Origin of the sequence: Anaeromicropila populeti, assembly GCF_900112775.1 — a bacterium.
GTDB lineage: Bacteria > Bacillota > Clostridia > Lachnospirales > Lachnospiraceae > Anaeromicropila_A > Anaeromicropila_A populeti.
The window spans coordinates 67686-90106 of record NZ_FOYZ01000010.1 but is presented as its reverse complement, the minus strand read 5'-3'; the positions used below and the strand labels follow the sequence as shown (position 1 = coordinate 90106).

The following is a 22421-nucleotide window of genomic DNA, read 5'->3' as shown; positions in this document are numbered from 1 at the left end:
ATATTTCTTGAGACCCTTTTAAGAAAGGAAAGGCTGTTTGTGTGTACGTCCAAACAAAGAGCCTTTCTTTGTCAGATATTATTCTTAATTTTTAAAAATAATTTAAGAAGAACCTTATTACTTCCAGTCATTAAAATAGATTGTATGAATTCTATTATAGAGTAATCACACGATCACATGCTTGGGCAACATAGGAATCATGTGTAACAATTACAACTGCTTTTCCTTGCTTTTTCAGTTGCTTTAACAACTCTAAAATAATATCACGATTTTCAGTATCCAAAGAACCAGTTGGCTCATCAGCCAAAATCACTTCACTCTCCTGCAATATCAAACGAGCCATTGCAACTCTTTGCTGTTCTCCTCCACTTAGCTTATATACAGGAATCTTCTTTAGTTCCAGTAAACCAAGTTGTTCCAAAACAGAATCAATCCGCACTCTCTTTTCTGATTTTGCAATATTCTTATACACCAATGCCAATTCCAAATTCCATAACACAGTTTCATCATCTGCTAATGCATAATTTTGAAACAGGTAGCCAATCTTTTTTCTTCTAAGCATTATTGCATCCTTGGAATGTATCTTAACATTTTTCTTACCACATATATACAAATCCCCATTTGTTTTTTCAGATATTAGTCCAATCATATTGAGCAATGTAGACTTTCCTTTTCCACTTTTCCCAACTATGGCCACCATTTCTCCTAGTTCCACTTCCAAGTTTAATTCTTTAATTATTTCTTTATCTTGAAAATTCTTACCAACGCCTTCTAACTTAATTACAGACAATCTAATTTCCTCCATTCAGAATCTTATACAAATTCTTTATAATAATCCTATGGTATAAATACAACAATACTATAAAGTCAAATACAACAAAAATGATATATGCTATAACATTGATTTTGAGTAACCATAATACAATACTTGAAGCAGCCATTATTATTGAAATAAAAATGTTTTTACTTAAAACTCTTCCCATGCTATGTCCCATCTGATATAGAATGCCGTATTTCTTATTATTTACTTGTACTTCAATATAGTTAGATACATAAATAATGAATAATAATGTAATAAAAAAAAGACTAATAAATATCATTGCTTGCTCAATTAAAAACTTATAGTTACTAATGTCTTGCATAAATGGAATTAACATGGTATATGCATGAAACAACTTGTTTAACCGATATTCAGATAGCATTACACTGAACTCGTCTCGATCATGGGTTTGAAAAGCTAATTGACATTCTGACATTGCTTGCATATAATATGTTCCCGAAAAGATTGCATTGTCAAGTATGATAATGGAATCACAGATTTTGATATCATAATACTGCTCATTCTGTAAAGAACTATGAAGCCTATATTGATATCCATTCTTTATATAGATAATCTGCAATGGCTCCATTTTAACTGGCTCTTCTCCATAAAATTCAGAATACATTCTATTTTGAAGAAGCACAGTGTAATACTCTTTTAGTTCACTCTCTATATCCTTATATTTTTGGGGAACTAGAATCGTTGGTTTCTTTAAATCAATAAATAAAATTTCCTCTTCCTCGATATTCATATAATTCTTCAGATAATTCATATTGACAGTTATATTATTATCTTGATAAGAATCCATGAGTTGCTCCCTTGTTTTCCCAGATGCCCGCATATAATGTTCATCAAACTTTCTGCAAATAGAATCATTCATAAGATATGCTTTATCTGCATTTTTCTGGTACATTTCCTTGACTAAATTAGCCATCTCAAGGTAACTTATTTTGTTATTCTCAATCTTTTCATATTTATCAGAATTATAGCCATAAGAGGAATAAAAATTATTAAGCTCCTTATACTTTTCTACTCTATCATTTGTTTCAGATAGTTTGTGATAAGACTGAACACTCATAGAAATTGCAAGTGTAATTGCAAACATCAAGATAAGCTTGGCTACCTGTACAACATTATTTATGATTGGAGTAAACATTCTGTTTTTTATAGTTGAAACAACATCTATTCTTTTAACTCGATTTTGCGTAAACATCATTAAAATTACATTTATCATTCCTATACAAGCAAGGAAAATCATTAGAAATAGAATATAAAATAAACTAACCTTTCCTTTCGCCGCATAATAACAGGCATGAAATATTGTTATTGCTGCAATCGTAATAGCCTCTATTGTAATTAGTTCCAATACTCTATCTTTTAATATTCGTACTGCTGAAAATCCTAACAATGTTTTTACAGCATTTTGTTTAGCTGTTGAAATAACATAAATAAAAATAACAACCTGAGTAGTAACTAACAATATGATAAAATCAAATGTATTTTGTGTAATAACAGATTTATAGGATACATAACTTACGTTATTATCTTCTTTTATTGTAATTCCCAATTTTTGCGAAATCGTATAAACTGCTCTATTTGACAAATTAGCGTAAAATACCCCTGTTCCATCCATAAATTCGTCTTGTGTCATTTTGTAATACTCATAATGATTTTTTGAAATACTCTTAAACTTTTTTACATGCTCAATATTTGTATGGTATATTTGATATATGGTAACTTCAAAATTGTCATCTTTTGATATGGGCATCTTTACAATTTGAATTTCAGCATTTTTTTCAATTAACTTTTCATAAACTTTGCTTAGAATATCAGGGGTAGACTGTTCAATTACATAACGTTCCAATTTTGTGTCACCAATATGGCTTAATCCATAAATATCATATATAGAATTGCTAAAAATGTATGAAAATATAATAAGTTGACCTAACAAAAATAATATGTATATTTTTTTCATTTCACTAAATTCCTCCTAGTTACAGCTTAATACGGACCACCTGCTCCTCTGTAAACCCCGTATCTTTCCGTATACCCTATATAATTTATAGGGGTTCTAGTCCTCGTATCTGACCAAGAATTTCAAATTTTCTTCGCTATATCAGCGTTTACTGAGCATTTTCAATCTCCAAACTAATTCCAAGTCATCAACTACTAGTTCAACTGGTGGTTTGATATTAGCCCTAATAAGGGCTTTCTTACTGCTCGCCTAAAAAGGCGGGTGTCACAAGCATTCTTACTGGTCCTCTAAAAAGAGGTACTATTATTATCTTCTTTTCTTGATTCTTCTGACTGCTCTTCAATATACTTCTTAACCGCAGCTTCTGTTATGTTACCAATTGTTTCGACATAATATCCTCTTGCCCAAAATGCTTTGTAATTCTGGATGCCTATCATATATCATCAGTATACTTTTACCTTTTAAATACCCCATAAAACTTGATATGCTTATCTTCGGTGGTATTGCGACACATAAATGTACATGGTCTATGCACACTGCACCTGATACTATTTCTACATCTTTATATTTACGCAATGTACCTATAATTTCTCGTACATCTTGCTTTATCTGACCATATAGTTGTTTCTTTCTATACTTTGGTATAAAAACAATATGATACTGGCATTTCCATTTAGTATATGATAAACTTTTATTGTCCATTTGGACCGCCTCCTATGTTTGAGATTGGCTTGCGACACCATTCTCATTTTATCATAGGAGGCTTTCTTTTGATATCCTCATCGTTTCCACTTACACTATTCTCCCCAGCATAGCTGGGGGATTAAACTTTTCATTTATTTCCATATAAATTAAAAATTAATTTATTAGACTTTCTAAAACAAAATGTATAACATAAAAAATAGAGAAGTATTTTCGAAATGGTAGCACAGATAATATTTTCAACACCAAATCTTGACAACTGTTCCATGTTGAAATGAAGTACTATCGTGCTAATTCCAACAGACATTACTTCCGTTATACAAGTTCCTAAAAAGAAGATACCGATATTAAGTACCTTTTTATACAACTCATTGTCAACTAAGATAATGGAAAATACTGTTATATAGACTGTAACAGTTATAGTTAAAAGTATCCCCATATAGCCATGTTACCATAATTAACACATTAATACAATATCTGTTAAATACAATTTTTATCTGATAACCCTCAACAATCTATAACTGCTCCAAACCATTTCTGACCATACACTCAGCCAGAAATGGTTTCATAATTTCACAGTCCTCTTAGAGAATAAACCTGCCGATAAGAAAGAGAATCAATAGATGTGCTGGATAAAAAACATAGAAAAGATATTTTAGATTCATTCCCCGCTTTCCATTATACAAGGAGATTAGCGGCACGTTAACCAGGGCAAAATATTCAGAAAAAGCCAGTACAGTCAATACCACACACCCTCCAGCCATTGATGCAACTTTATTTTTCCGCAGTAAATACATTACAATAATTGCAAGCACACCCATTGAGGCATAGTCTGTACACATGAGTTCTGCTGCTGCAACTCCCGCTAGTATCATAGCAATTCCAGTAAAAAAACGGCTGGTTGGCTGTATTCCACTTTTTTCAATGGAAACCACAAATGCTATTATGGTACCTATTAGTGTCACAATGATTACACCTATAAAAATCTGCATGCTCAATGTAATCTCTCTGGTATTTCCTAGCCATCCCGCTACAATATTCACTATTTGATAACATAAAGGCACAATCAGACCTACAATTAAATACACCGCTCCCAGTATACCAATACAGCTAACCCAGCGAAGCCATCTTGCCTCCTTCCAAATTGTTTGAATATTCTCAAGTCCCATTAAAACAACAAGCCCAAGAAACAACGTAAAAAAGACATTCTGTGCATTAAAATCAAACGGGGTCATGCTAAACGCAAGGTCAAAGGGAATTTCAGAGATAACTGCAAATAGCGCCAGACGGATTGCATAACGTCTGCGGTTTTTCGTATGGACAAAGCCTTCCACCAGCAAAAAACAAAAAATTGGAAATGCAATTCTTCCAAACATCCGCATGTAATGTGAAATCTCCATCATCTGCGTATTATTGGTTGAATACGCTACAGACCATACAAGTACTGCTGCTACATGATCAATAATCATTGCAAAAATCGCAATTAGTTTTAGGGTACTGCCACTCATTTCTTTTCCATTCCTCACTTTCTGTTTTTGAGACAAAAACTGCCAGCTTACGCTGGCAGCTAATTATTAATAACAATATCTATTTTTTATTTTACCTGAGCAATATCAATCACTTCTAATTGTCCCTCTCTTCTAGATTCCAAGCTTGTCAACAGTGCATTGGCTGTATCAAGAGAAGTCAGACAGGTAACACCTGTTTCAATGGACATACGACGGATTAAGAAACCATCATTGGATTTTCCAACACCATTGCTTGGTGTATCAATAACCAAATCAATCTGATGCTCTAACAACAAATCCATTAACGTTGGTGTTTCTTGTTCAATTTTATTAATTGGAATTGCAAATACTCCATTATCATTTAATACTCTTGCTGTAGATTTCGTTGCAAAAATATCATAGCCTAACGCCTTAAATCTTCTGCCTACTTCAACAGCATCCAGTTTATCTGAATCTTTAACAGTCAAAATCATTTTCTTATGCTTTGGAAGATTTACCCCTGATCCTAAAAATGCTTTATATAACGCATCATTAAAATTCTCAGCAATTCCAAGACACTCTCCTGTAGATTTCATTTCTGGTCCAAGGCTGATATCTGCACCACGTATTTTCTCAAAGGAGAATACAGGCATTTTAATGGCAATATACTTTGACTTTGGCTGTAATCCAGGTGTATATCCAAGATTCTTAATTTTTTCACCTAAAATAACCTTTGATGCCAAATCTACAATTGGAATACCAGTTACCTTGCTAATATAAGGCACCGTACGGGAAGAACGTGGATTCACCTCAATTACATATACCTCTTCCTGATATACAATAAACTGGATATTAATCAGTCCAATTACATGAAGAGAGTTAGCAAGCTTTCTTGTATAATCTTCAATGACACGAATGGTTTTCTCTGAAATATTTTGTGTTGGATATACGGAAATACTATCACCAGAATGAATTCCTGCTCTTTCCACATGCTCCATAATACCAGGAATCAGTATATCCTCTCCGTCACAAACAGCATCTACCTCAACTTCTTTACCCATTAAATACTTATCTACTAAAATTGGATGTTCTTGTACCTGTCGATTAATGATCTTCATAAATTCTACAACATCTGCGTCGGAAATTGCAATCTGCATTCCCTGTCCGCCTAATACATAGGAAGGTCTTACTAAGACTGGATAACCTAGCTCATTTGCTGCTTTCAGCGCTTCTTCTGTCGTAAATACCGTTTTACCTGCTGGTCTTGGAATACAACATTCTTCCAAAATTGCATCAAATAATTCTCTATCCTCTGCTGCATCCACATTTTCAGCACTAGTTCCAAGTATGGTAACTCCCATTTTTAACAATGCCTCTGTCAGCTTAATGGCAGTCTGACCACCAAACTGTACCACTGCACCATCTGGTTTTTCCAAACGTACAATGTTTTCTACATCTTCTGCTGTCAGCGGTTCAAAATATAACTTATCTGCAATATCAAAATCCGTACTTACTGTTTCAGGATTATTATTTACTATAATGGTTTCATATCCATTTTGGCTTAGTGCCCATACACTATGAACAGAGCAGTAGTCAAATTCAATACCCTGTCCAATTCGGATAGGACCAGAACCAAGAACTAAAACCTTTTTCTTTGCGTTCGTTTCTTCCACTTCATTCATGCTTCCAAAACATCCATAATAATATGGTGTGGAGGCTGCAAACTCAGCTGCACAGGTATCAACCATTTTAAAAGCCTTGGTAATACCATTGGAGTAACGTAATTCCTTAACTTCTTCCTCAGATTTTCCAGTGTATGTTCCAATCACCTTATCTGGAAACTCTAAACGTTTTGCTTCTTCTAATAATTCTATGGTTAATGGCTGTGTCTTTAGCTGCTGTTCCATTTCAACCAAAATAGCCAGTTTATCTATAAACCATTTATCTATTTTCGTAATATCATAAATCACATCATAGGAAATGCTTCTTCTGATTGCTTCTGCTATAACAAAAATTCTCCTGTCATCAATCACAGCCAGCTGTTCCAATATCTCATCATTGGAAAATCCGTTATATTCTCCTGTCTCAAGACTATCGATGTGCTGTTCCAGTGAACGAAGCGCTTTCATCAAAGCACCTTCAAAATTGGTACAGATGCTCATTACCTCTCCTGTTGCCTTCATCTGAGTGGTAAGGGTTCTGGATGCCTTAATAAACTTATCAAATGGCAGACGTGGAATTTTTACTACAACATAATCCAATGCTGGTTCAAAACTTGCGTAAGTCTTTCCTGTAATCGCATTTGGTATTTCATCTAATGTATAACCCAGTGCAATTTTAGCTGCAACCTTTGCGATTGGGTAACCCGTTGCTTTTGAAGCCAAAGCAGAGGAACGGCTTACACGAGGGTTTACTTCAATAACACAATATTCAAAGGTATCAGGATGAAGTGCATACTGTACATTACATCCTCCTGTGATTTCAAGCTCTGTAATAATATTTAATGCTGATGTTCTTAGCATCTGATATTCTTTATCTGCTAACGTCTGAGAAGGCGCAACAACAATACTGTCACCTGTGTGTACTCCAACCGGATCAATATTTTCCATGTTACATACTGTAATGCAGGTTCCATTTCCGTCACGCATTACTTCGTATTCAATTTCCTTCCATCCTGCAATACAACGCTCGATTAAGCATTGTCCAACACGGCTGAGACGTAATCCGTTGGTACAGATTTCAATTAACTCCTCTTTGCTTTCAGCGATACCACCGCCGCTTCCACCCAAAGTATAGGCTGGGCGGACTACTACAGGATAATTAATCTGCTCTGCAAACTCTACTGCGGCTTCTACCGTATTTACTACCGTACTTGCCGCAATCGGCTCATGGATTTTTTCCATGGTATTCTTAAATTCAAGGCGATCCTCTGCTTTTTTAATTGTCAAAGAGGTAGTACCAATTAGTCTAACATTCTTTTCTTTCAAAAATCCAGATTCTTCAAGCTCCATAGCAAGATTCAATGCTGCCTGTCCTCCCAAGGTTGGTAGAACACTGTCTGGCATTTCTTTGCTGATAACTTCCTTCAGACAGTCAACGGTTAAAGGTTCAATGTATACTTTATCTGCAATTTCTTTATCCGTCATAATAGTGGCAGGATTAGAGTTTACTAAAACAACTTCAACTCCTTCTTCCTTTAAAGAACGGCAGGCCTGTGTTCCTGCATAATCAAATTCTGCTGCCTGTCCAATTATAATAGGACCTGACCCGATTACCAGTACTTTTTTAATGTCTTCTCTTCTAGGCATCCTTAACCACCTCCATCATATTCATAAACGCATCAAATAGGAAATTAGAATCTACTGGTCCCGCACATGCCTCTGGATGGAACTGAACTGTGAAAACGTTCTTTCCCAAGTAGCGGAGTCCTTCTACTGTTCTATCGTTAACATTAATAAATAAAGTTTCTGCAACATTTTTATCTATGCTGCCATCTATTACAACATACCCGTGGTTTTGGGATGAAATATAAACCTTACCTGTACTTAAATCCTTAACTGGATGATTAGCACCTCTGTGTCCATATTTCATTTTCTCAGTTTTTGCACCATTTGCCAGCGCCATCAGCTGATGTCCCAGACAAATTGCAAAAATTGGTGTATCGGATTCGTATAATTTCTTAATTTCTTCAATAATACTAACACACTCCGAAGGATCTCCAGGTCCATTTGTCAGCATAATGCCATCAGGATTCATTTCTAAAATATCTTCTGCCTTTGTTAATGCAGGATATACCGTTACTTCACAGCCTCTTTGCAGTAGAGAACGAATAATATTATTTTTTGAGCCGAAGTCCATCATCGCAACTTTTTTTACTGGTGTTACTTTTTCAGTTCCCAATTCACCTGGTAAATATGTTCTTTTTTCTTTTACTGTAACTTTTTCAACAACTTTAGTTACCTGATACAATTTCATCTGCTCTAATACCTGTTCCAAATTATAATCCTCATTTGTTGTAATCATACCATTCATGGTACCCTTTTCTCTGAGAATCTTTGTCAGTGCCCTGGTATCTACCCCTGAAATACCTGGAATATTTTGGTTCTTTAAAAATGTTTCAATTGAATCTTCGCTTCTAAAGTTACTTGGTCTTCTTGAAATTTCTCTCACTATATAACCGTCTGGCCAAGCTTGTAATGACTCCATATCTTCATAACAAACCCCATAATTTCCTATTAGTGGATATGTCATGACAACTGCCTGTCCTGCATAACTTGGGTCTGTCAATACTTCTAAATACCCTGTCATAGATGTATTGAATACAATTTCACTAATTACATCGTGGGTAGCACCAATACTTTTTCCTGAAAATACGGTTCCATCTTCCAGTATAAGAAAAGCCTTCATTATGTTACACCTTAATCCTTTCCAAAGAACGTAGTTTCGCCACATTCTATAATAATTAGAGCCTAAAACGATACAATGGCTTAGTATGTTTATGCATGCAAATGAATAAAATTTCATATTTTTGCGCAAAAAAAAGGAGAAACAACCCCTTTATAAACTTTATACAGTCCACATTTTAGCGGACTTTTTAAGTTTTTCTGCAAACATCCTAAATTGTTAAAATTCTACCACAAAACGCATTAGATGACAAGCACTTTTTTCAAAAAAAATTTTTTTCTATTTTCTCCTGTGGATAATTATGCATACGATTCCAGTGATTTAAGGTTCTTCAAGGATATGTCCATAATAGGTGCTGAATGGGTTAATGCTCCTGAGGATACATAATCTACACCGATTTCTGCAATTTCCTTTAGCCGTTCTCTGGTTACATTTCCAGAACATTCTGTCTCTGCTTTACCGCAAATTATTTTTACAGCCTCCCGCATAGTTTGGTTATCCATATTGTCCAGCATAATAATATCTGCTCCTGCATCAAGTGCTTCTCTTACCATATCCAATGTTTCTACTTCTACTTCTATCTTCCGCACAAAGGGAGCATACTCCTTTGCCATTTCTATTGCTTTTTTCACACTCCCTGCTGCTCCAATATGATTATCTTTTAACAGTATACCATCGGAAAGATTGTAGCGGTGATTATAGGCACCTCCCACTTTTACAGCATATTTTTCAAAAGGTCTCATATTAGGAGTTGTCTTTCTGGTATCTAGTAATTTTGTTTGGTACCCAGAAAGTTCCTCTACGAACCCTCTTGTATAGGTTGCAATTCCGCTCATTCTCTGCAAATAATTTAATGCCGTACGTTCACCCGATAATATTGCCTTTATATCTCCTGTTATTACGCCAATGCGTTCTCCTTTTTTCACAAAATCTCCATCCTGAAACGAAGTTTTAAACCTTGCTTCCTCGTCTAAAAGTTCAAATACTCTCTGGAAAATATCAAGACCGCAAATCACACCGTCCTCCTTACAAATCAAATCAGCACAGCCTTTTTTGTTTTCTCTCATAACACTGTTGGTTGTGACATCCTCGGACGTAATATCCTCTCTTAATGCATTTACAATATACTGGTCAATATTAATTTTCATCGTTACACCATTTAACATAAAATCCTTCATCCTTTCGCCGAATCTCTTCCAATATCATTTTTTTAAATACTAGTTCTCTCTCTTCTTTACTCATGGTATCCAACACTTCAGGCTCAAATTCTTCTGTATCAAAGTCACTTCTGTCCTTTTCAATCTGATATGCAGTTCTTTTTGCAAATACAAGGCTTTCTAAAAGGGAATTGCTTGCTAGCCGATTTGCCCCATGTACTCCATTACAAGCGGTCTCTCCTACTGCATACAGACCCACCATGGAAGTTTCTCCATTTACATTTGTCTGAATCCCCCCCATTACATAATGCTGTGCAGGTGTTACTGGAACCAAATCAGATGCCAAATCGTATCCTTCCTCCAGACAACGCTTGTAAATGTTAGGAAATCTAGCCTGTATTTTTTTCTTTTCCATGCTTCTCATAGATAAGTATACATAATCCGTCCCCAGTCTCTCCATTTCCATTTGGATGGCATTAGCAACCGTATCTCTTGGAAGCAGTTCATTGACAAATCTTCTGTGATTCTTATTTAGTAAAACAGCGCCTTCACCCCGGACAGATTCTGAAATCAAAAAGCTTCTTCCTCTTTCTTGGGTGTATAATGTAGTTGGATGGATTTGAATATAATTCATATGTTCCAGCACAATTCTGTGCTTTAACGCAAGGGCAAAGCTGTCTCCTGTAATATGTGAAAAGTTTGTTGAATGTTTAAATAATCCTCCTAGTCCACCTGTAGCCAGTACCACCTGTTTGGCAAAAACAACTTGTCTTTCACCATTTCTTTTTTCCACAATTATTCCATGACAGCGGTTCTGTTTTGAAATCAAATCAATCATGGTAGTATAAGGCTTCATACTGATGTTCTTTTTCTCTCTGACCCGGTCAATCAATTTGCTGGTAATTTCCTTGCCTGTTAAATCCTCGTGATGAAGAATCCGAAAAGTGGAGTGAGCTGCTTCTCTTGTAAACGATAATTCCCCTTTATCATTTCGGTCAAATTCTACCCCATATTGAATTAAATCTTCAATCATTTGAGGGGAATCTTCAATCATTATTTTCACTGATTCTTCTTTATTTTCATAATGTCCCGCCCGCATGGTATCCTCAAAATATGCTTTGTAATCTGTTGGATCCTTTAACGTGGATATGCCACCCTGCGCCAGATACGAATCACTGTTTTCAACAGAATCCTTAGAAATCATCAAAATTTGTTTTTTCTCATTTAAACTAAGGGCAGCAAATAATCCGGCGGCTCCTGTTCCGACAATCACTACATCGTATGTCAATTTTATCATTCTTTTCAACTGCCTCCTGCTATGCCAATTCTAACATCCGCTCCAATGGCTTATTAGCTGTCTCATATAAGCTTTCCTTCAGCTCAACGCAATGGTCAAAATGCTCCAATACGTGACACACCTTTTCAAGAGTAATCATCTTCATATTAGGGCAAAACTGTCTATGACCTACGGAATAGAATTTTTTATCTGGATTTTTCTGATTCAGTTCATAAAATACACCCATTTCTGTGCAAATGATAAACTCCTTCTCTTTACTCTTTGATGCATATTCAATTATTCCAGATGTACTTCCAATGTAATCTGCCATTGCCAGCACCTCCATCGTACATTCTGGATGAACTAAAACTTCTGCATCTGGTTTTGCTTCTTTAGCTTTTTTTACATTTTCTACTGTAATACTTTTATGGACATGACAAAAACCGTCATTAAAAATAAAATGCTTCTCTGGTACCTGAGAGGCGATATATCTGCCTAAATGTTCATCTGGAATAAAAAATATATTGTGATTTGGCAGTGCTTTCACTATTTTCATTGCATTTGCAGAGGTTACACATACATCTGCATGCTGCTTAATCTCCGCTGTTGAATTAATATAACAAACTACTGCTACATCATCATATTCTTCCCTTACCTTTTGAATCTTATCAATCTCAACCATATGCGCCATGGGACAATCTGCCGCTGGTTCTGGCATTAGTACAATTTTATCTGGACTTAGCAGCTTGGCACTTTCTCCCATAAAGGACACACCACAAAAGCAGATTACCTTCTGAGGTACTTCCTTTGCCACTTTTGCAAGATAATAAGAATCCCCAATATAATCTGCAATTTCCTGTACTTCATCCTTTACATAATAATGAGCAAGAATCACTGCATCCTTTTCCTGTTTTAACTTCTCAATTTTGTTTTTCAGTTCTGACATGGTAATCTCCTCAAATCATTTGACTTTAACACATATTATGGCACATTTTGCTTATTTGTCAAGTCTGCTGTCTTGTCACCTATTAAGACTGTCTTACAGTTGATTTTTCTAACAGTACTTGAATTCTTAAATTAACTATGATAACTTAATACTGTACCAAAATATGAATTTCTATTCGAACATGGTGCTTCCTAAAATAGCACCTTTAAGGAGATTTTTTATGGAACGTGATGATATTATTATCCGGAATGGAATTGTACATATACTGGATTCAAAGGTAGGAATTCCCGTTCTTTCGGACGCTTTACTTGAGTTAAGCCCAGATATCAATGATTTTATTCGGAATCACATTTATAAAACCATATCTGGCGATGACGCAAAAAGCTGCCACTTTGATCAAGATTCTTCTACTGTATATTCTCTTTTAGAAAATTTTGCAGAAGAAAATCTGATTTCAGTCAGCCAGAGCATTGCCTCTCATTTATATGCTATTATGAATCAGAATATTGATATTCCTGCTGCCGACTTATTACTGGTAACCTTTCAGGTAGAAAGTACACTTCATCTTGCCATCTTAAAAATGAATTATAAGGAAACTTATGTACATCTTACTGGCTGTGACGAAGCAATGGGTAATTATAATGATATTGTAAAGCAGACAGCTACTCTTCCATCTGCATCTGGCAAATTAACAGAATCCTGTGTCATTAATTTGGAGGATATGTCCATTCTATTATTGGAGAAGAAATTTGATGTTAATGGTGAGAAAGTCAATTATTTTTCAGAGTTATTTTTGCAATGCCACACAAAGATGTCTCCAAAGACAAAGCTTGGTATCGTAACCAAAGCCGTTGAACAAATCAATAAAAAATATTTTGATCAGGATTTTGAAAAGCATATGGAAACAAAAAGTATTATCCAGAACGAACTTGCAGAACAGGGTTATCTAGACGTAGAAACCATATGTGAAAAAATTTATAACGATGCTCCAGACATTAAGGAGGAGCTTACTGAAAAGCTGGAAAAGTACAATGTTCACAAAGAAGAAGTACGTCCTAAAAATCAACAGACTATCAAAAAATTTGAAAAGCAATACTTAGTAACGGATTCAGGAATTGAAATCAATATTCCTATGGAGGAATATAAAAACCAGAAAAATGTTGAATTTATTACAAATCCTGATGGTACTATTTCGGTGCTGATTAAAAATATTAATCAGCTTACCAGTAAATAATAGTAACTGGTTGGTAAAACTGGAAAGGAGGTTTCTATTATGCAAAAAGTAACGAAAGACATGCTCATCTCAGAAGTGCTCCAAATAGATTCTGCAATGGCTCCAATTTTAATGAGATTTGGCATGCATTGCCTAGGCTGTCCATCTTCCCAGATGGAATCTCTGGAGGATGCTTGTGCCGTTCATGATTTGGATGTAAACCCTCTCGTTGACAAGTTAAATGAATATTTATCTTTAAAACAGAGTTAAGAAATAGTATATAATAACTAAGAGCTGTGCACTATGATTCTATAGTGCAGCAGCCCTTTTCCAGCTTTTATTGAAGCTCAGCGATTCTGCTTACCCCCACATATATTTCTGAAATTTTATACCAGGTAGGATAATCAACAATTCCCGTTTGCGGCAGGCCAAAAACCCCCTGAAACTTTTTCACTGCCTCTTCTGTCTTCTTTCCAAAAATTCCATCCTCTACCAATTTTGGAATTAGTGGGTATCCTTTCGTAATCACATTTAACTGCTGCTGCATCTGACGAACTTTATCACTTCGCGTTCCTACCTTTAAATCTGTCCCTGGCCAAGAAGAAGGCACTCCTGATACTTCTGTAGCTGTTTTTATAAACATATTATTGCCATAATAATACCGGATAATATCAATCGCACTATAGCCCTGATCTCCCAAATACTTAGAGCCCCATTGGGTCAACCAGACAGTAAATACCTATAACAATTAAAATGCTTTTGGAACAGCCAGAATTCCTGCCAACAGTAAAAGGATTACACGGACAAGCCACTCTCTGATTCCACCTGTTTTTATTCTTGCTAACACAATTCTTTTATTGGAAATAGGCGTAAACAGCGGCACCCCGTTGGAAAGCATGTCCAAAAAAATATGGCTCCACATTCCCACTATAACTCCCTCTGCCAGCCCAACATAATAAGACTGGAAGGGAACGCATGGCCTGAATAGGTAAAAAGCTCCCATTACCATAAAACATGCCAATAAAGAATGAGTAATTCCCCTATGGCCTGCTACTCCCCGTATATATTTCTTTTCTTTTACTGGCAACAAACAAGTTGAAATTTTTAACAAAAAACGAAACACTCCTATTCCCCAGCTTACTGCCTTTAATTTTCTCCCTATAGTGCTTCGGGGCTGATCGATATCAGGCAGAAGACTTCCCACTACTGCCCCTGTTAAAACAATTACTTTAATATCTGTTCTTTCCACAGGAACAGCTGCAATCGCAATTGTCCCAGCAGCAATTCCGCCTATTTTATGTGTAACTCCTGTCATGTACCTTGTATCCTTTTCTTACGTATTTTATTTACCCTGGCAATTTCTTTCCAGTCTCTTTAATTCAGCTTCATATTGCTTTTGTTCAGCTGGAACATATCCCAGTGCATCCATTCCTTCTGCATTTAACAAAAAACCGATTAATTCTTGTTCTTCCTTTGTCAGCGTATCGATTAGCACTGGTTCTTTGTCACCTACAATAATATAATTATGAAGAATCAATTCTTTTCCCAATTTTTTCTCTCAGTTCGTTTTTTTTAGTATATGCTTCTGAGCCTGTCCTTGTTCCATCTTATTAATTTAAACTACAAATGAGAATTTATCAAGCTGCTTCCTTGACAAATATCTTAATTAGGAGTACTTTATTAATGGAGGTACAGTAATGATGAGATTATTATTTTATATTTTAAACAAAACTGAGAAGCTGGATTTATTACTGGCAGAATTCTCAAAACGAGGCATCCAAGGTGCCACAGTTATTGAAGGCAAGGGAATGGCAAGAATATTATTTGAAAAGCACGGGGAAGACGAAATGCCATTTCTATCTTCATTAAGAAAATTTCTAAATCCGGAACGAGAAAACAGCAATATTATTTTTGCGGTAATCCGGAACGAACAATTATCAATGGCTGTAGAGACTATTGAAGAAATTGTGGGAGACCTATCAAAAAGCAATAATGGTGTGGTTTTCAGCTTTCCCGTAGACTTTACAAAGGGGATGATTGATGATGGAAAATAAAATATTGTTTGATGTATCAATTCTACTTTTTTCTGGTATTATTTGTGGCAGATTATCTAAGTTTATAAAGCTACCAAATGTGACTGGTTATTTAATTGCCGGTCTTTTATTAGGCCCATCTGTTTTTAACATTATTTCTGTCGATATGGTAGATAATTTTACTATTATATCAGACATAGCACTGGGATTTATTGCATTTTCTATTGGAAGTGAATTTAATCTGAGTTACTTCCGAAAGGTTGGAGTTGCTCCTATCATAATTGCAATTGCAGAATCTGGTTTTGCAATTATAATAGTAACAAGTGTGCTTATTATATTAGGTTTTGATTTGAAACTTTCTATTATGCTTGGAGCGATTGCTGCTGCTACTGCTCCCGCCCAAACCATTATGGTTATCAACCAATATAAAGCCAAAGGTTCTTTAACTTCTATGCTAATGAGTGTTGTTGCAATTGATGATGCCACTGCATTAATCGGATTTGGATTCGCTACTACCATTGTAAATATGATGTCAGCAGATAAAGAGTTTAATTTACTACTGTCTATATTAAGTCCAATCTATGAAATCGTTATTTCCTTTATTTTAGGAGCTGCAATTAGTATTGTTATGAAATTATTGTTCCGTTGGTTTAAGAAACCATCTAACAGAATCTGCATTATCGTGTCATTGATTCTATTAACATACTGGTCTTCAACTATCCTTCATGGTTCACCACTATTGGCTTGTATGTCACTAGGAGCTGTACTGGTAAATATTTTTGATGATATTGATGGTATTATTTCTATAACTGATTCCTTTAATCCACCAATTTACATGCTGTTCTTTGTTATATCTGGTGCTGGCTTTGAAATTACCGCATTGAAGGGAATTGGAATAATCGGCTTAGTTTATGTAGTGATGAGAGTTATTGGTAAATGGTTAGGTGCCTGGACAGGCGGAAAACTTGCTAAGCAAGAAGACAAAATCTGCAAGTATTTAGGTCCTACCTTAATGCCACAGGCAGGTGTTGCTTTAGGTCTTGTTGCTGTTGCTGGACAGCTTGTTCCTGATTATGCTTCCCAAATCAGAGTAATTATTTTATGTTCTACTTTTATTTACTCTATTATTGGACCAGTCGTAGCAAAAGTCTCCTTAGTGAAATCAGGGGAAATTGTACTCTCACCTAGAACTTAATTTTCTTAAGTATAACAAGCATTTTTAAATGATAAAACAAGTTATAACTTAATTTTCTTAATACAAAAAGAATTCTCAACTTCCTCTTGACGTTTTGTAGTGCTTAATACTATTATGATAAATGTTCATTTTGCAAAATAATTTATTCCTGTATAGGAATGGCTCATTTGAGAAACAATCAGATTATAGTATTATTAAGCATTCCAATTACATATAATGTCTAGGAGGAACATCTATGAATATATTTGATATTGTAGGGCCTATTATGGTGGGACCATCCAGTTCTCATACAGCAGGAGCTGTGAGAATTGGATATATATCCCACAAGCTTATGGGTGAACCAATTCAATCAGCGGATCTCTTTTTATATGGTTCTTTTTTAGCAACTGGCAAAGGGCATGGTACCGATCGGGCTTTAGTTGCAGGTCTTCTTGGTATGAAGGAAGATAACTTAAATATTCCAAACAGTTTTGAAATTGCGGAAGAAAAGCAATTAAAATTTTCTTTTTACAATGGAAAAGGGCTTCGCAATCCACATCCAAATACGGTTAAAATTCAACTAATAGGAATCAGCGGACGTAAGCTTGAAGTAGTTGCAGAATCGTTGGGAGGTGGACGTATTAAAATCTGTCAGATTGACGGTCTGGATACAAACTTTACTGGAAACTATCCAACGCTGATTGTACATAATTTAGATCAGCCAGGGCATGTAACCGAAGTAACCTCTATGCTGGGACATAAATCTGTCAATATTGCTGCCATGCAGCTTTATCGAGATGGAAGAGGCGGCAATGCAGTTATGGTAATTGAATGTGATCAGGAAATTCCTTTGGAATCCATTAAGTGGCTGGAACATCTTGAAGGAATTGCAAAAGTTACTTATCTGAGTTTGGAGGATTGAATATGGAATTAGGTTCGTTAGACGTCATTTTGAAAAAAGCAGAAGAACAAAACAAGCAGTTCTGGGAAATAATTCTGGAACATGACTGTAGAGAAAGACAGACTTCTAGAGAAGACTCTTTTTCCACCATGTTAACTATGTATGAAGCAATGAAAAATGCAGACAACAGTTATGATAAAAACCGTCGTTCCTCTAGTTTGTTAGTTGGTGGCGATGGTGCAAAGCTTCACGACTACATTGCCCGTGGCAGCTGCGTTAGTGGTACTTTTATGGGTGAGGTTATGGAACGAGCGATTAAAATGGGTGAATCCAACGCTTGCATGAGAAGAATTGTTGCTGCACCTACTGCTGGTTCCTGCGGTGTTCTTCCTGCTGTACTCATTACCTGTCAAAAGCATTTTCAACTAAGTGATCAAAAAATAGCTGAAGCTTTGTATGTTGCTAGTGGAATTGGCATGGTCATCGCTGGGAGAGCTTCTATTTCAGGTGCCGAAGGTGGTTGTCAGGCAGAAATTGGTTCGGCCAGTGCTATGGCTGCTGGTGCTGTTGCTTATTTAAAAGGAGGCAGTTCTTACATGTCTGCACATGCCTGTGCAATAGCCTTAAAAAATTTATTAGGACTTACTTGTGATCCTGTTGCTGGATTAGTTGAGATTCCTTGTATAAAACGAAATGTAATTGGTGCAGTCAATGCTATTTCATCAGCAGACCTTGCACTTGCAGGGATTGAAAGCCGCATTCCTCCTGACGAAGTCATTGATGCCATGGGTGAAATCGGAAGAATAATGCCAAAAGAATTAAAGGAAACGGGAAAAGGCGGCCTTGCCGTTACTCCAACTGGAAAGAAAATAACAGATAAACTCCACAAGCTTTAAAATGAAATGTTTCTCCCAAAAAGATATTCTACAGGAGGTCGTTTATTGCATGATTCAAACATCTGATAAGAAACAAATTGCAGCTCTTTACATTCGGGTTTCTACCGATATGCAGATTGATTTATCTCCAGATGCCCAAAAGAGGGAATTATTAAACTATGCAAAAGAACACCATTACATGGTAAAAGAAGAATTTATTTTTATGGAAGAACAGGGCATCAGCGGTAAACGTGCTGAAAAAAGGCCTGCATTTCAGAATATGATTGCATTAGCAAAAACAAAACCAAAGCCCTTTGATGTTGTTTTGGTCTGGAAATTCTCTAGATTTGCCAGAAATCAAGATGAAAGCACCTTTTACAAAGGTATTTTGAGAAAAAAATGCAACATTGATGTAATTAGTATTTCTGAACCGATTGTAGAAGGTATGTTTGGCCGGCTCATTGAATTAATCATTGAATGGAACGACGAATATTATTCTTACAATCTTGCTAATGAAGTAACTAGAGGCATGACCGAGCGTGCTATGCGTGGTGGATATCAGGCAAAACCGCCTCTTGGTTATGTAATGACAGAGCCTGGGAAAGCTCCCTCTATTGTTCCCGCCCAAGCTGAAATTATTAAACTTATTTTTTACTTATATGTGCATGAGCAAATGTCTCTTTTTCAAATTGCACAGCATCTGAATCAGGCAGGATTTAAAACAAACCACAATAATAGTTTTGAAAAGCGTTCCATTGCATATATCATTCAGAATCCAACATATATTGGGAAAATCCGTTGGAATAGAACGGAAAACGAAACCCATAGGATAAAGGATGAAAGCGAATGGATTGTAGCAGATGGCCAGCATGAGGCAATTATTGAACCGTCTCTTTTCTATGCAGCTCAGGAGCGTTACAAGAAAGAATGTCACACAGTAAATGCCCGTCCCTCTGTTACATATAAACACTGGCTCAGTGGTCTTTTAAAATGCTCAAACTGCGGCCGCAGCTTATCTGCTTGTTCTCGTATAAATAAACATCCTAATTTGAGCAAATTACACTGGAATTTCCAGTGCTATGGTTATACTAAAGGAAAATGTCTTGTTTCTCATAGCATTTCAGACACAAAGCTGGAACACGCCGTATTACAGTCATTACAAACAGTGTTATACAATCATATTGTTAATTATTGCCGTTCTCACGGCTCAAAAGAATTTTATCCAGACCGGCCATTGCTTCTGGATACCCAGTTGGATAAGCTGCGAGTTAGAGAGCAACGGATTAAAGATGCCTATATTCATGGAATCGACTCCTTAGAGGAGTATAAAAGAAATAAACAGTTGATTCTCGAAGAAAAAGAACATTTACTTACTACCATTCCTTCCTCAGAAAGCTCAATACAAGCAACGGTTGATGCTGTACCTGCATCTATTTACCTGAATCACTCCTTTTTCTATGAAGAGGCTTTGGGCTTCGCCAAAAAAAATGAACTATTAAAAAGAATGGTACGTCACATTATTTTTCAGAAAAAGACGGGAAGTCTTGAAATTTATTATTACCTGCCATCAAAAAATAATCTGTTATGACCATCAGGTCATCCAACCCGGGCATGTAGTACGTTTTCCATCACAGTATTGGGTTAATATTGGCTGGGTTACATTAGGTCGTGACAAGTAATTCACAAAAATTGCATCTACTGCACTGCTTATACTGCTAAAAATATTCCGCCCTGGCATAAACTTCTGGTCATATGCAGTAGAACTGGTAATGGTAAAATTATAGCCCTTATTTTTATACCACTCGGTAAAAACACGGTTTAATGCAAATGACTGAATTGCTAGAATATTTGCCATAATAGAAGCTTCTGGCCAGGTTGCATAAATTTCGCTGGAAGCTACGTTTTTAATATAATCCTTATATTTTACATAATAGTTTGGAGCAGCCGGATCGGTTGGCGGTCCGTTATGGACAATAATATATTCAGGAATAACCACACTGGACAAAACGATTTCTCCAGATTCTTTCAAAGGTTTTATCTCATCCTCAGCAATTTTAGGCGGATATTCCCCATACAGTGTATGTGGCCCAATTACAAACATTTCGGCAGTCGGCTGCTGTTCTTCATCTAGAAATGGAATTAGATTTGCATTTTGAATTGCCAGTTGATCTGGTAAAATCTCTACGTTTTTTACCGAAAATTCTTCAAAACCGACTGCCTGAACGGATACATTATAGGTAGTATACGGTCTGACTTCAGATGGCTGCAAACTATATTCAATATCTGGTGCACTTAATTCAATCTCTACTGTTCTTCCAATAGAATCCGTTGTAACTTCTTCCAGTATTACATTTGGTTCATCGCTATAAGCAATTCTTACCACAGCTCCTTCAACAGGCCGGTTCCCTAACGCAGAAGTACAATCTACTCGCAGCATTCCCTTTGAAGTGGTTGTCATTTGTGCTGGATAGACAAAAATACGGCTCATAAAAACCTCATATTATTTTCATTAGTATAACATATGAAACAACTAATCACTTGATACATATACTACTCCATTTAATTCCTGCCGTCCTTAGTCTCTGGCAAACTGATATGGTGTTTCCATATGATCTAGTGTGTCAAAAGAATATCCCTCTTCCTTTAATTCTTTTATAATTTTTGGCAAAACCTTAGCCGTTAATTTATTAATGGCCGAATCATGCATTAAAATAACTGGCTGCTTATACTTTTTATAATCCTTTTCTATATTATGCAAAATTGAATATTCCGTAGGTTTCCCTACCGAATCCTCTGCGCTGACATTCCAGTCATAATACGTAAATCCTTCTAACTCTAACTCTGAAATAATTTTCTCACTATAGTTAGACATAAAGCTGTTGGTACTTCCCCACGGAAACCTTAAAATCTTTGGTTCCATCCCAGTGACTTCCTTTATTTTATCGCAAGCTTTTGTAAAATCTTCAAAATAAGCATCTGGTGACTTGTAGATACTTTTTCCTACATGGCTGTATGTATGCACCCCTATCACATTCCCGTTATCAATCATTTCTTTCAAAACTGGTTCTGTATCTTCTGTAATCTGACTTCCAATTATAAAAAAAGTGGCACGAACATCTTCATCCTTTAATACCTTCAACACATCCTTTGTTATCTTTGATGGTCCATCATCAAAGGTTAAATACGCCACCTTTTTTATCTCTGCTTCCTTTTCATTTTCTTCTAATACATTATCCTGCATACTTTGCTTGGCGTCAGTATCCTGCACTAACAGGCTATCCTGCATATCAGCTGTTAGACTTTTGTAATAGGAATACGTCTTTGTCTGATAAACACTTTGTTCCACTTTATAGCAAAGTATTAGAGCAACAATACAAAATACTGCAATGAAAATATTTTTAGACATGGCATCACCCTCATATCTCGTCTAGTATATTATCATATGCAGTATTCTTGTT

Annotated in this window: 19 protein-coding genes and 2 pseudogenes; 7 read left to right on the top strand and 14 right to left on the bottom strand. The window is 35.9% G+C overall.

What is annotated here, in order from left to right; all coding sequences use genetic code 11:
- Positions 1-154 precede the first annotated feature (154 nt).
- The 9 genes and pseudogenes from BM305_RS13045 to nadA all read right to left on the bottom strand — a co-directional run bounded on the left by BM305_RS13045 (position 155) and on the right by nadA (position 12767).
- A complete protein-coding gene (locus BM305_RS13045) occupies positions 155-790 on the bottom strand; it encodes a putative bacteriocin export ABC transporter (RefSeq protein WP_092561536.1) in 636 nt (211 codons plus the stop codon).
- A 1-nt stretch (position 791) separates the two neighbouring features.
- The gene (locus tag BM305_RS13040) at positions 792-2795 is read right to left on the bottom strand and encodes a hypothetical protein (protein ID WP_092561534.1); all 2004 of its coding nucleotides are present in this window, start codon (positions 2793-2795) and stop codon (positions 792-794) included.
- Between the two features lie 287 nt (positions 2796-3082).
- Positions 3083-3497: pseudogene (gene tnpA / locus BM305_RS13030) on the bottom strand (IS200/IS605 family transposase).
- Positions 3498-4081: 584 nt separating this feature from the next.
- On the bottom strand, positions 4082-5005 hold the full coding sequence (locus BM305_RS13025) for a TraX family protein (protein ID WP_242940539.1): 924 nt from the start codon (positions 5003-5005) through the stop codon (positions 4082-4084).
- Positions 5006-5091: 86 nt separating this feature from the next.
- Positions 5092-8292, bottom strand: coding sequence for a carbamoyl-phosphate synthase large subunit (gene carB, locus BM305_RS13020; protein WP_092561526.1), 3201 nt, complete (start codon positions 8290-8292; stop codon positions 5092-5094).
- Positions 8285-9391 carry a carbamoyl phosphate synthase small subunit gene (locus tag BM305_RS13015; RefSeq protein WP_092561524.1) on the bottom strand — a complete coding sequence of 369 codons (1107 nt, stop codon included), beginning with the start codon at positions 9389-9391 and terminating at the stop codon, positions 8285-8287. Before BM305_RS13015 ends, carB begins: the two co-directional genes overlap by 8 nt.
- A 296-nt stretch (positions 9392-9687) precedes the next feature.
- On the bottom strand, positions 9688-10554 hold the full coding sequence (nadC, locus tag BM305_RS13010; protein ID WP_177214725.1) for a carboxylating nicotinate-nucleotide diphosphorylase: 867 nt from the start codon (positions 10552-10554) through the stop codon (positions 9688-9690).
- Entirely contained in the window at positions 10526-11842 is a 1317-nt protein-coding gene (locus BM305_RS13005) for an L-aspartate oxidase (protein WP_092561522.1), read from the bottom strand. The genes nadC and BM305_RS13005 overlap by 29 nt, the downstream gene beginning before the upstream one ends.
- A 19-nt stretch (positions 11843-11861) precedes the next feature.
- On the bottom strand, positions 11862-12767 hold the full coding sequence (gene nadA, locus BM305_RS13000) for a quinolinate synthase NadA (protein ID WP_092561520.1): 906 nt from the start codon (positions 12765-12767) through the stop codon (positions 11862-11864).
- Between the two features lie 220 nt (positions 12768-12987).
- On the opposite strand from nadA, the gene BM305_RS12995 reads away from it, so the two are divergent.
- Together BM305_RS12995 and BM305_RS12990 are read left to right on the top strand one after the other, a co-directional pair.
- Positions 12988-14001, top strand: coding sequence for a nucleoid-associated protein (locus BM305_RS12995; protein WP_092561518.1), 1014 nt, complete (start codon positions 12988-12990; stop codon positions 13999-14001).
- 39 nt (positions 14002-14040) lie between these two features.
- Positions 14041-14250, top strand: a complete 210-nt coding sequence (locus BM305_RS12990; RefSeq protein ID WP_092561516.1) for a DUF1858 domain-containing protein — start codon at positions 14041-14043, stop codon at positions 14248-14250.
- 67 nt (positions 14251-14317) lie between these two features.
- Here the strand turns inward: BM305_RS12990 and BM305_RS12985 are convergent.
- The 3 genes and pseudogenes from BM305_RS12985 to BM305_RS12975 all read right to left on the bottom strand — a co-directional run.
- Positions 14318-14707, bottom strand: a pseudogene (locus BM305_RS12985) (peptidoglycan-binding protein); the annotation flags it as partial.
- Positions 14708-14728: 21 nt separating this feature from the next.
- Positions 14729-15295, bottom strand: coding sequence for a metal-dependent hydrolase (locus tag BM305_RS12980; protein ID WP_092561514.1), 567 nt, complete (start codon positions 15293-15295; stop codon positions 14729-14731).
- 27 nt (positions 15296-15322) lie between these two features.
- A complete protein-coding gene (locus BM305_RS12975; RefSeq protein ID WP_092561512.1) occupies positions 15323-15529 on the bottom strand; it encodes a hypothetical protein in 207 nt (68 codons plus the stop codon).
- Positions 15530-15677: 148 nt separating this feature from the next.
- On the opposite strand from BM305_RS12975, the gene BM305_RS12970 reads away from it, so the two are divergent.
- The 5 genes from BM305_RS12970 to BM305_RS12950 all read left to right on the top strand — a co-directional run bounded on the left by BM305_RS12970 (position 15678) and on the right by BM305_RS12950 (position 20551).
- Positions 15678-16034, top strand: coding sequence for a P-II family nitrogen regulator (locus tag BM305_RS12970; protein WP_092561510.1), 357 nt, complete (start codon positions 15678-15680; stop codon positions 16032-16034).
- Complete coding sequence (locus BM305_RS12965; RefSeq protein ID WP_092561698.1) at positions 16024-17208, top strand: cation:proton antiporter; 1185 nt, start codon at positions 16024-16026, stop codon at positions 17206-17208. Before BM305_RS12970 ends, BM305_RS12965 begins: the two co-directional genes overlap by 11 nt.
- A gap of 235 nt (positions 17209-17443) precedes the next feature.
- Positions 17444-18109, top strand: coding sequence for an L-serine ammonia-lyase, iron-sulfur-dependent subunit beta (gene sdaAB, locus BM305_RS12960; RefSeq protein WP_092561508.1), 666 nt, complete (start codon positions 17444-17446; stop codon positions 18107-18109).
- Between the two features lie 2 nt (positions 18110-18111).
- The gene (gene sdaAA / locus BM305_RS12955; RefSeq protein WP_092561506.1) at positions 18112-18984 is read left to right on the top strand and encodes an L-serine ammonia-lyase, iron-sulfur-dependent, subunit alpha; all 873 of its coding nucleotides are present in this window, start codon (positions 18112-18114) and stop codon (positions 18982-18984) included.
- A 49-nt stretch (positions 18985-19033) separates the two neighbouring features.
- A complete protein-coding gene (locus BM305_RS12950; protein WP_092561504.1) occupies positions 19034-20551 on the top strand; it encodes a recombinase family protein in 1518 nt (505 codons plus the stop codon).
- A 3-nt stretch (positions 20552-20554) separates the two neighbouring features.
- Here BM305_RS12950 and BM305_RS12945 read toward each other — a convergent pair whose 3' ends face one another.
- Positions 20555-21451, bottom strand: coding sequence for a SpoIID/LytB domain-containing protein (locus BM305_RS12945; protein ID WP_143099179.1), 897 nt, complete (start codon positions 21449-21451; stop codon positions 20555-20557).
- 87 nt (positions 21452-21538) lie between these two features.
- Positions 21539-22369 (bottom strand): polysaccharide deacetylase family protein, encoded by an 831-nt coding sequence (locus BM305_RS12940; RefSeq protein WP_092561502.1) that lies wholly within the window; start codon positions 22367-22369, stop codon positions 21539-21541.
- Between the last annotated feature and the right edge of the window lie 52 nt (positions 22370-22421).

What these genes read in the sequence shown, in the direction of transcription:
- BM305_RS13040 (WP_092561534.1), bottom strand. Translation starts at nt 2,795, where the DNA reads ATGAAAAAAATATACATATTATTTTTGTTAGGTCAACTTATTATATTT.
- BM305_RS13025 (WP_242940539.1), bottom strand. Translation starts at nt 5,005, where the DNA reads ATGAGTGGCAGTACCCTAAAACTAATTGCGATTTTTGCAATGATTATT.
- carB (WP_092561526.1), bottom strand. Translation starts at nt 8,292, where the DNA reads ATGCCTAGAAGAGAAGACATTAAAAAAGTACTGGTAATCGGGTCAGGT.
- BM305_RS13015 (WP_092561524.1), bottom strand. Translation starts at nt 9,391, where the DNA reads ATGAAGGCTTTTCTTATACTGGAAGATGGAACCGTATTTTCAGGAAAA.
- nadC (WP_177214725.1), bottom strand. Translation starts at nt 10,554, where the DNA reads ATGTTAAATGGTGTAACGATGAAAATTAATATTGACCAGTATATTGTA.
- BM305_RS13005 (WP_092561522.1), bottom strand. Translation starts at nt 11,842, where the DNA reads ATGATAAAATTGACATACGATGTAGTGATTGTCGGAACAGGAGCCGCC.
- nadA (WP_092561520.1), bottom strand. Translation starts at nt 12,767, where the DNA reads ATGTCAGAACTGAAAAACAAAATTGAGAAGTTAAAACAGGAAAAGGAT.
- BM305_RS12995 (WP_092561518.1), top strand. Translation starts at nt 12,988, where the DNA reads ATGGAACGTGATGATATTATTATCCGGAATGGAATTGTACATATACTG.
- BM305_RS12990 (WP_092561516.1), top strand. Translation starts at nt 14,041, where the DNA reads ATGCAAAAAGTAACGAAAGACATGCTCATCTCAGAAGTGCTCCAAATA.
- BM305_RS12980 (WP_092561514.1), bottom strand. Translation starts at nt 15,295, where the DNA reads ATGACAGGAGTTACACATAAAATAGGCGGAATTGCTGCTGGGACAATT.
- BM305_RS12970 (WP_092561510.1), top strand. Translation starts at nt 15,678, where the DNA reads ATGATGAGATTATTATTTTATATTTTAAACAAAACTGAGAAGCTGGAT.
- BM305_RS12965 (WP_092561698.1), top strand. Translation starts at nt 16,024, where the DNA reads ATGGAAAATAAAATATTGTTTGATGTATCAATTCTACTTTTTTCTGGT.
- sdaAB (WP_092561508.1), top strand. Translation starts at nt 17,444, where the DNA reads ATGAATATATTTGATATTGTAGGGCCTATTATGGTGGGACCATCCAGT.
- sdaAA (WP_092561506.1), top strand. Translation starts at nt 18,112, where the DNA reads ATGGAATTAGGTTCGTTAGACGTCATTTTGAAAAAAGCAGAAGAACAA.
- BM305_RS12950 (WP_092561504.1), top strand. Translation starts at nt 19,034, where the DNA reads ATGATTCAAACATCTGATAAGAAACAAATTGCAGCTCTTTACATTCGG.
- BM305_RS12945 (WP_143099179.1), bottom strand. Translation starts at nt 21,451, where the DNA reads ATGAGCCGTATTTTTGTCTATCCAGCACAAATGACAACCACTTCAAAG.
- BM305_RS12940 (WP_092561502.1), bottom strand. Translation starts at nt 22,369, where the DNA reads ATGTCTAAAAATATTTTCATTGCAGTATTTTGTATTGTTGCTCTAATA.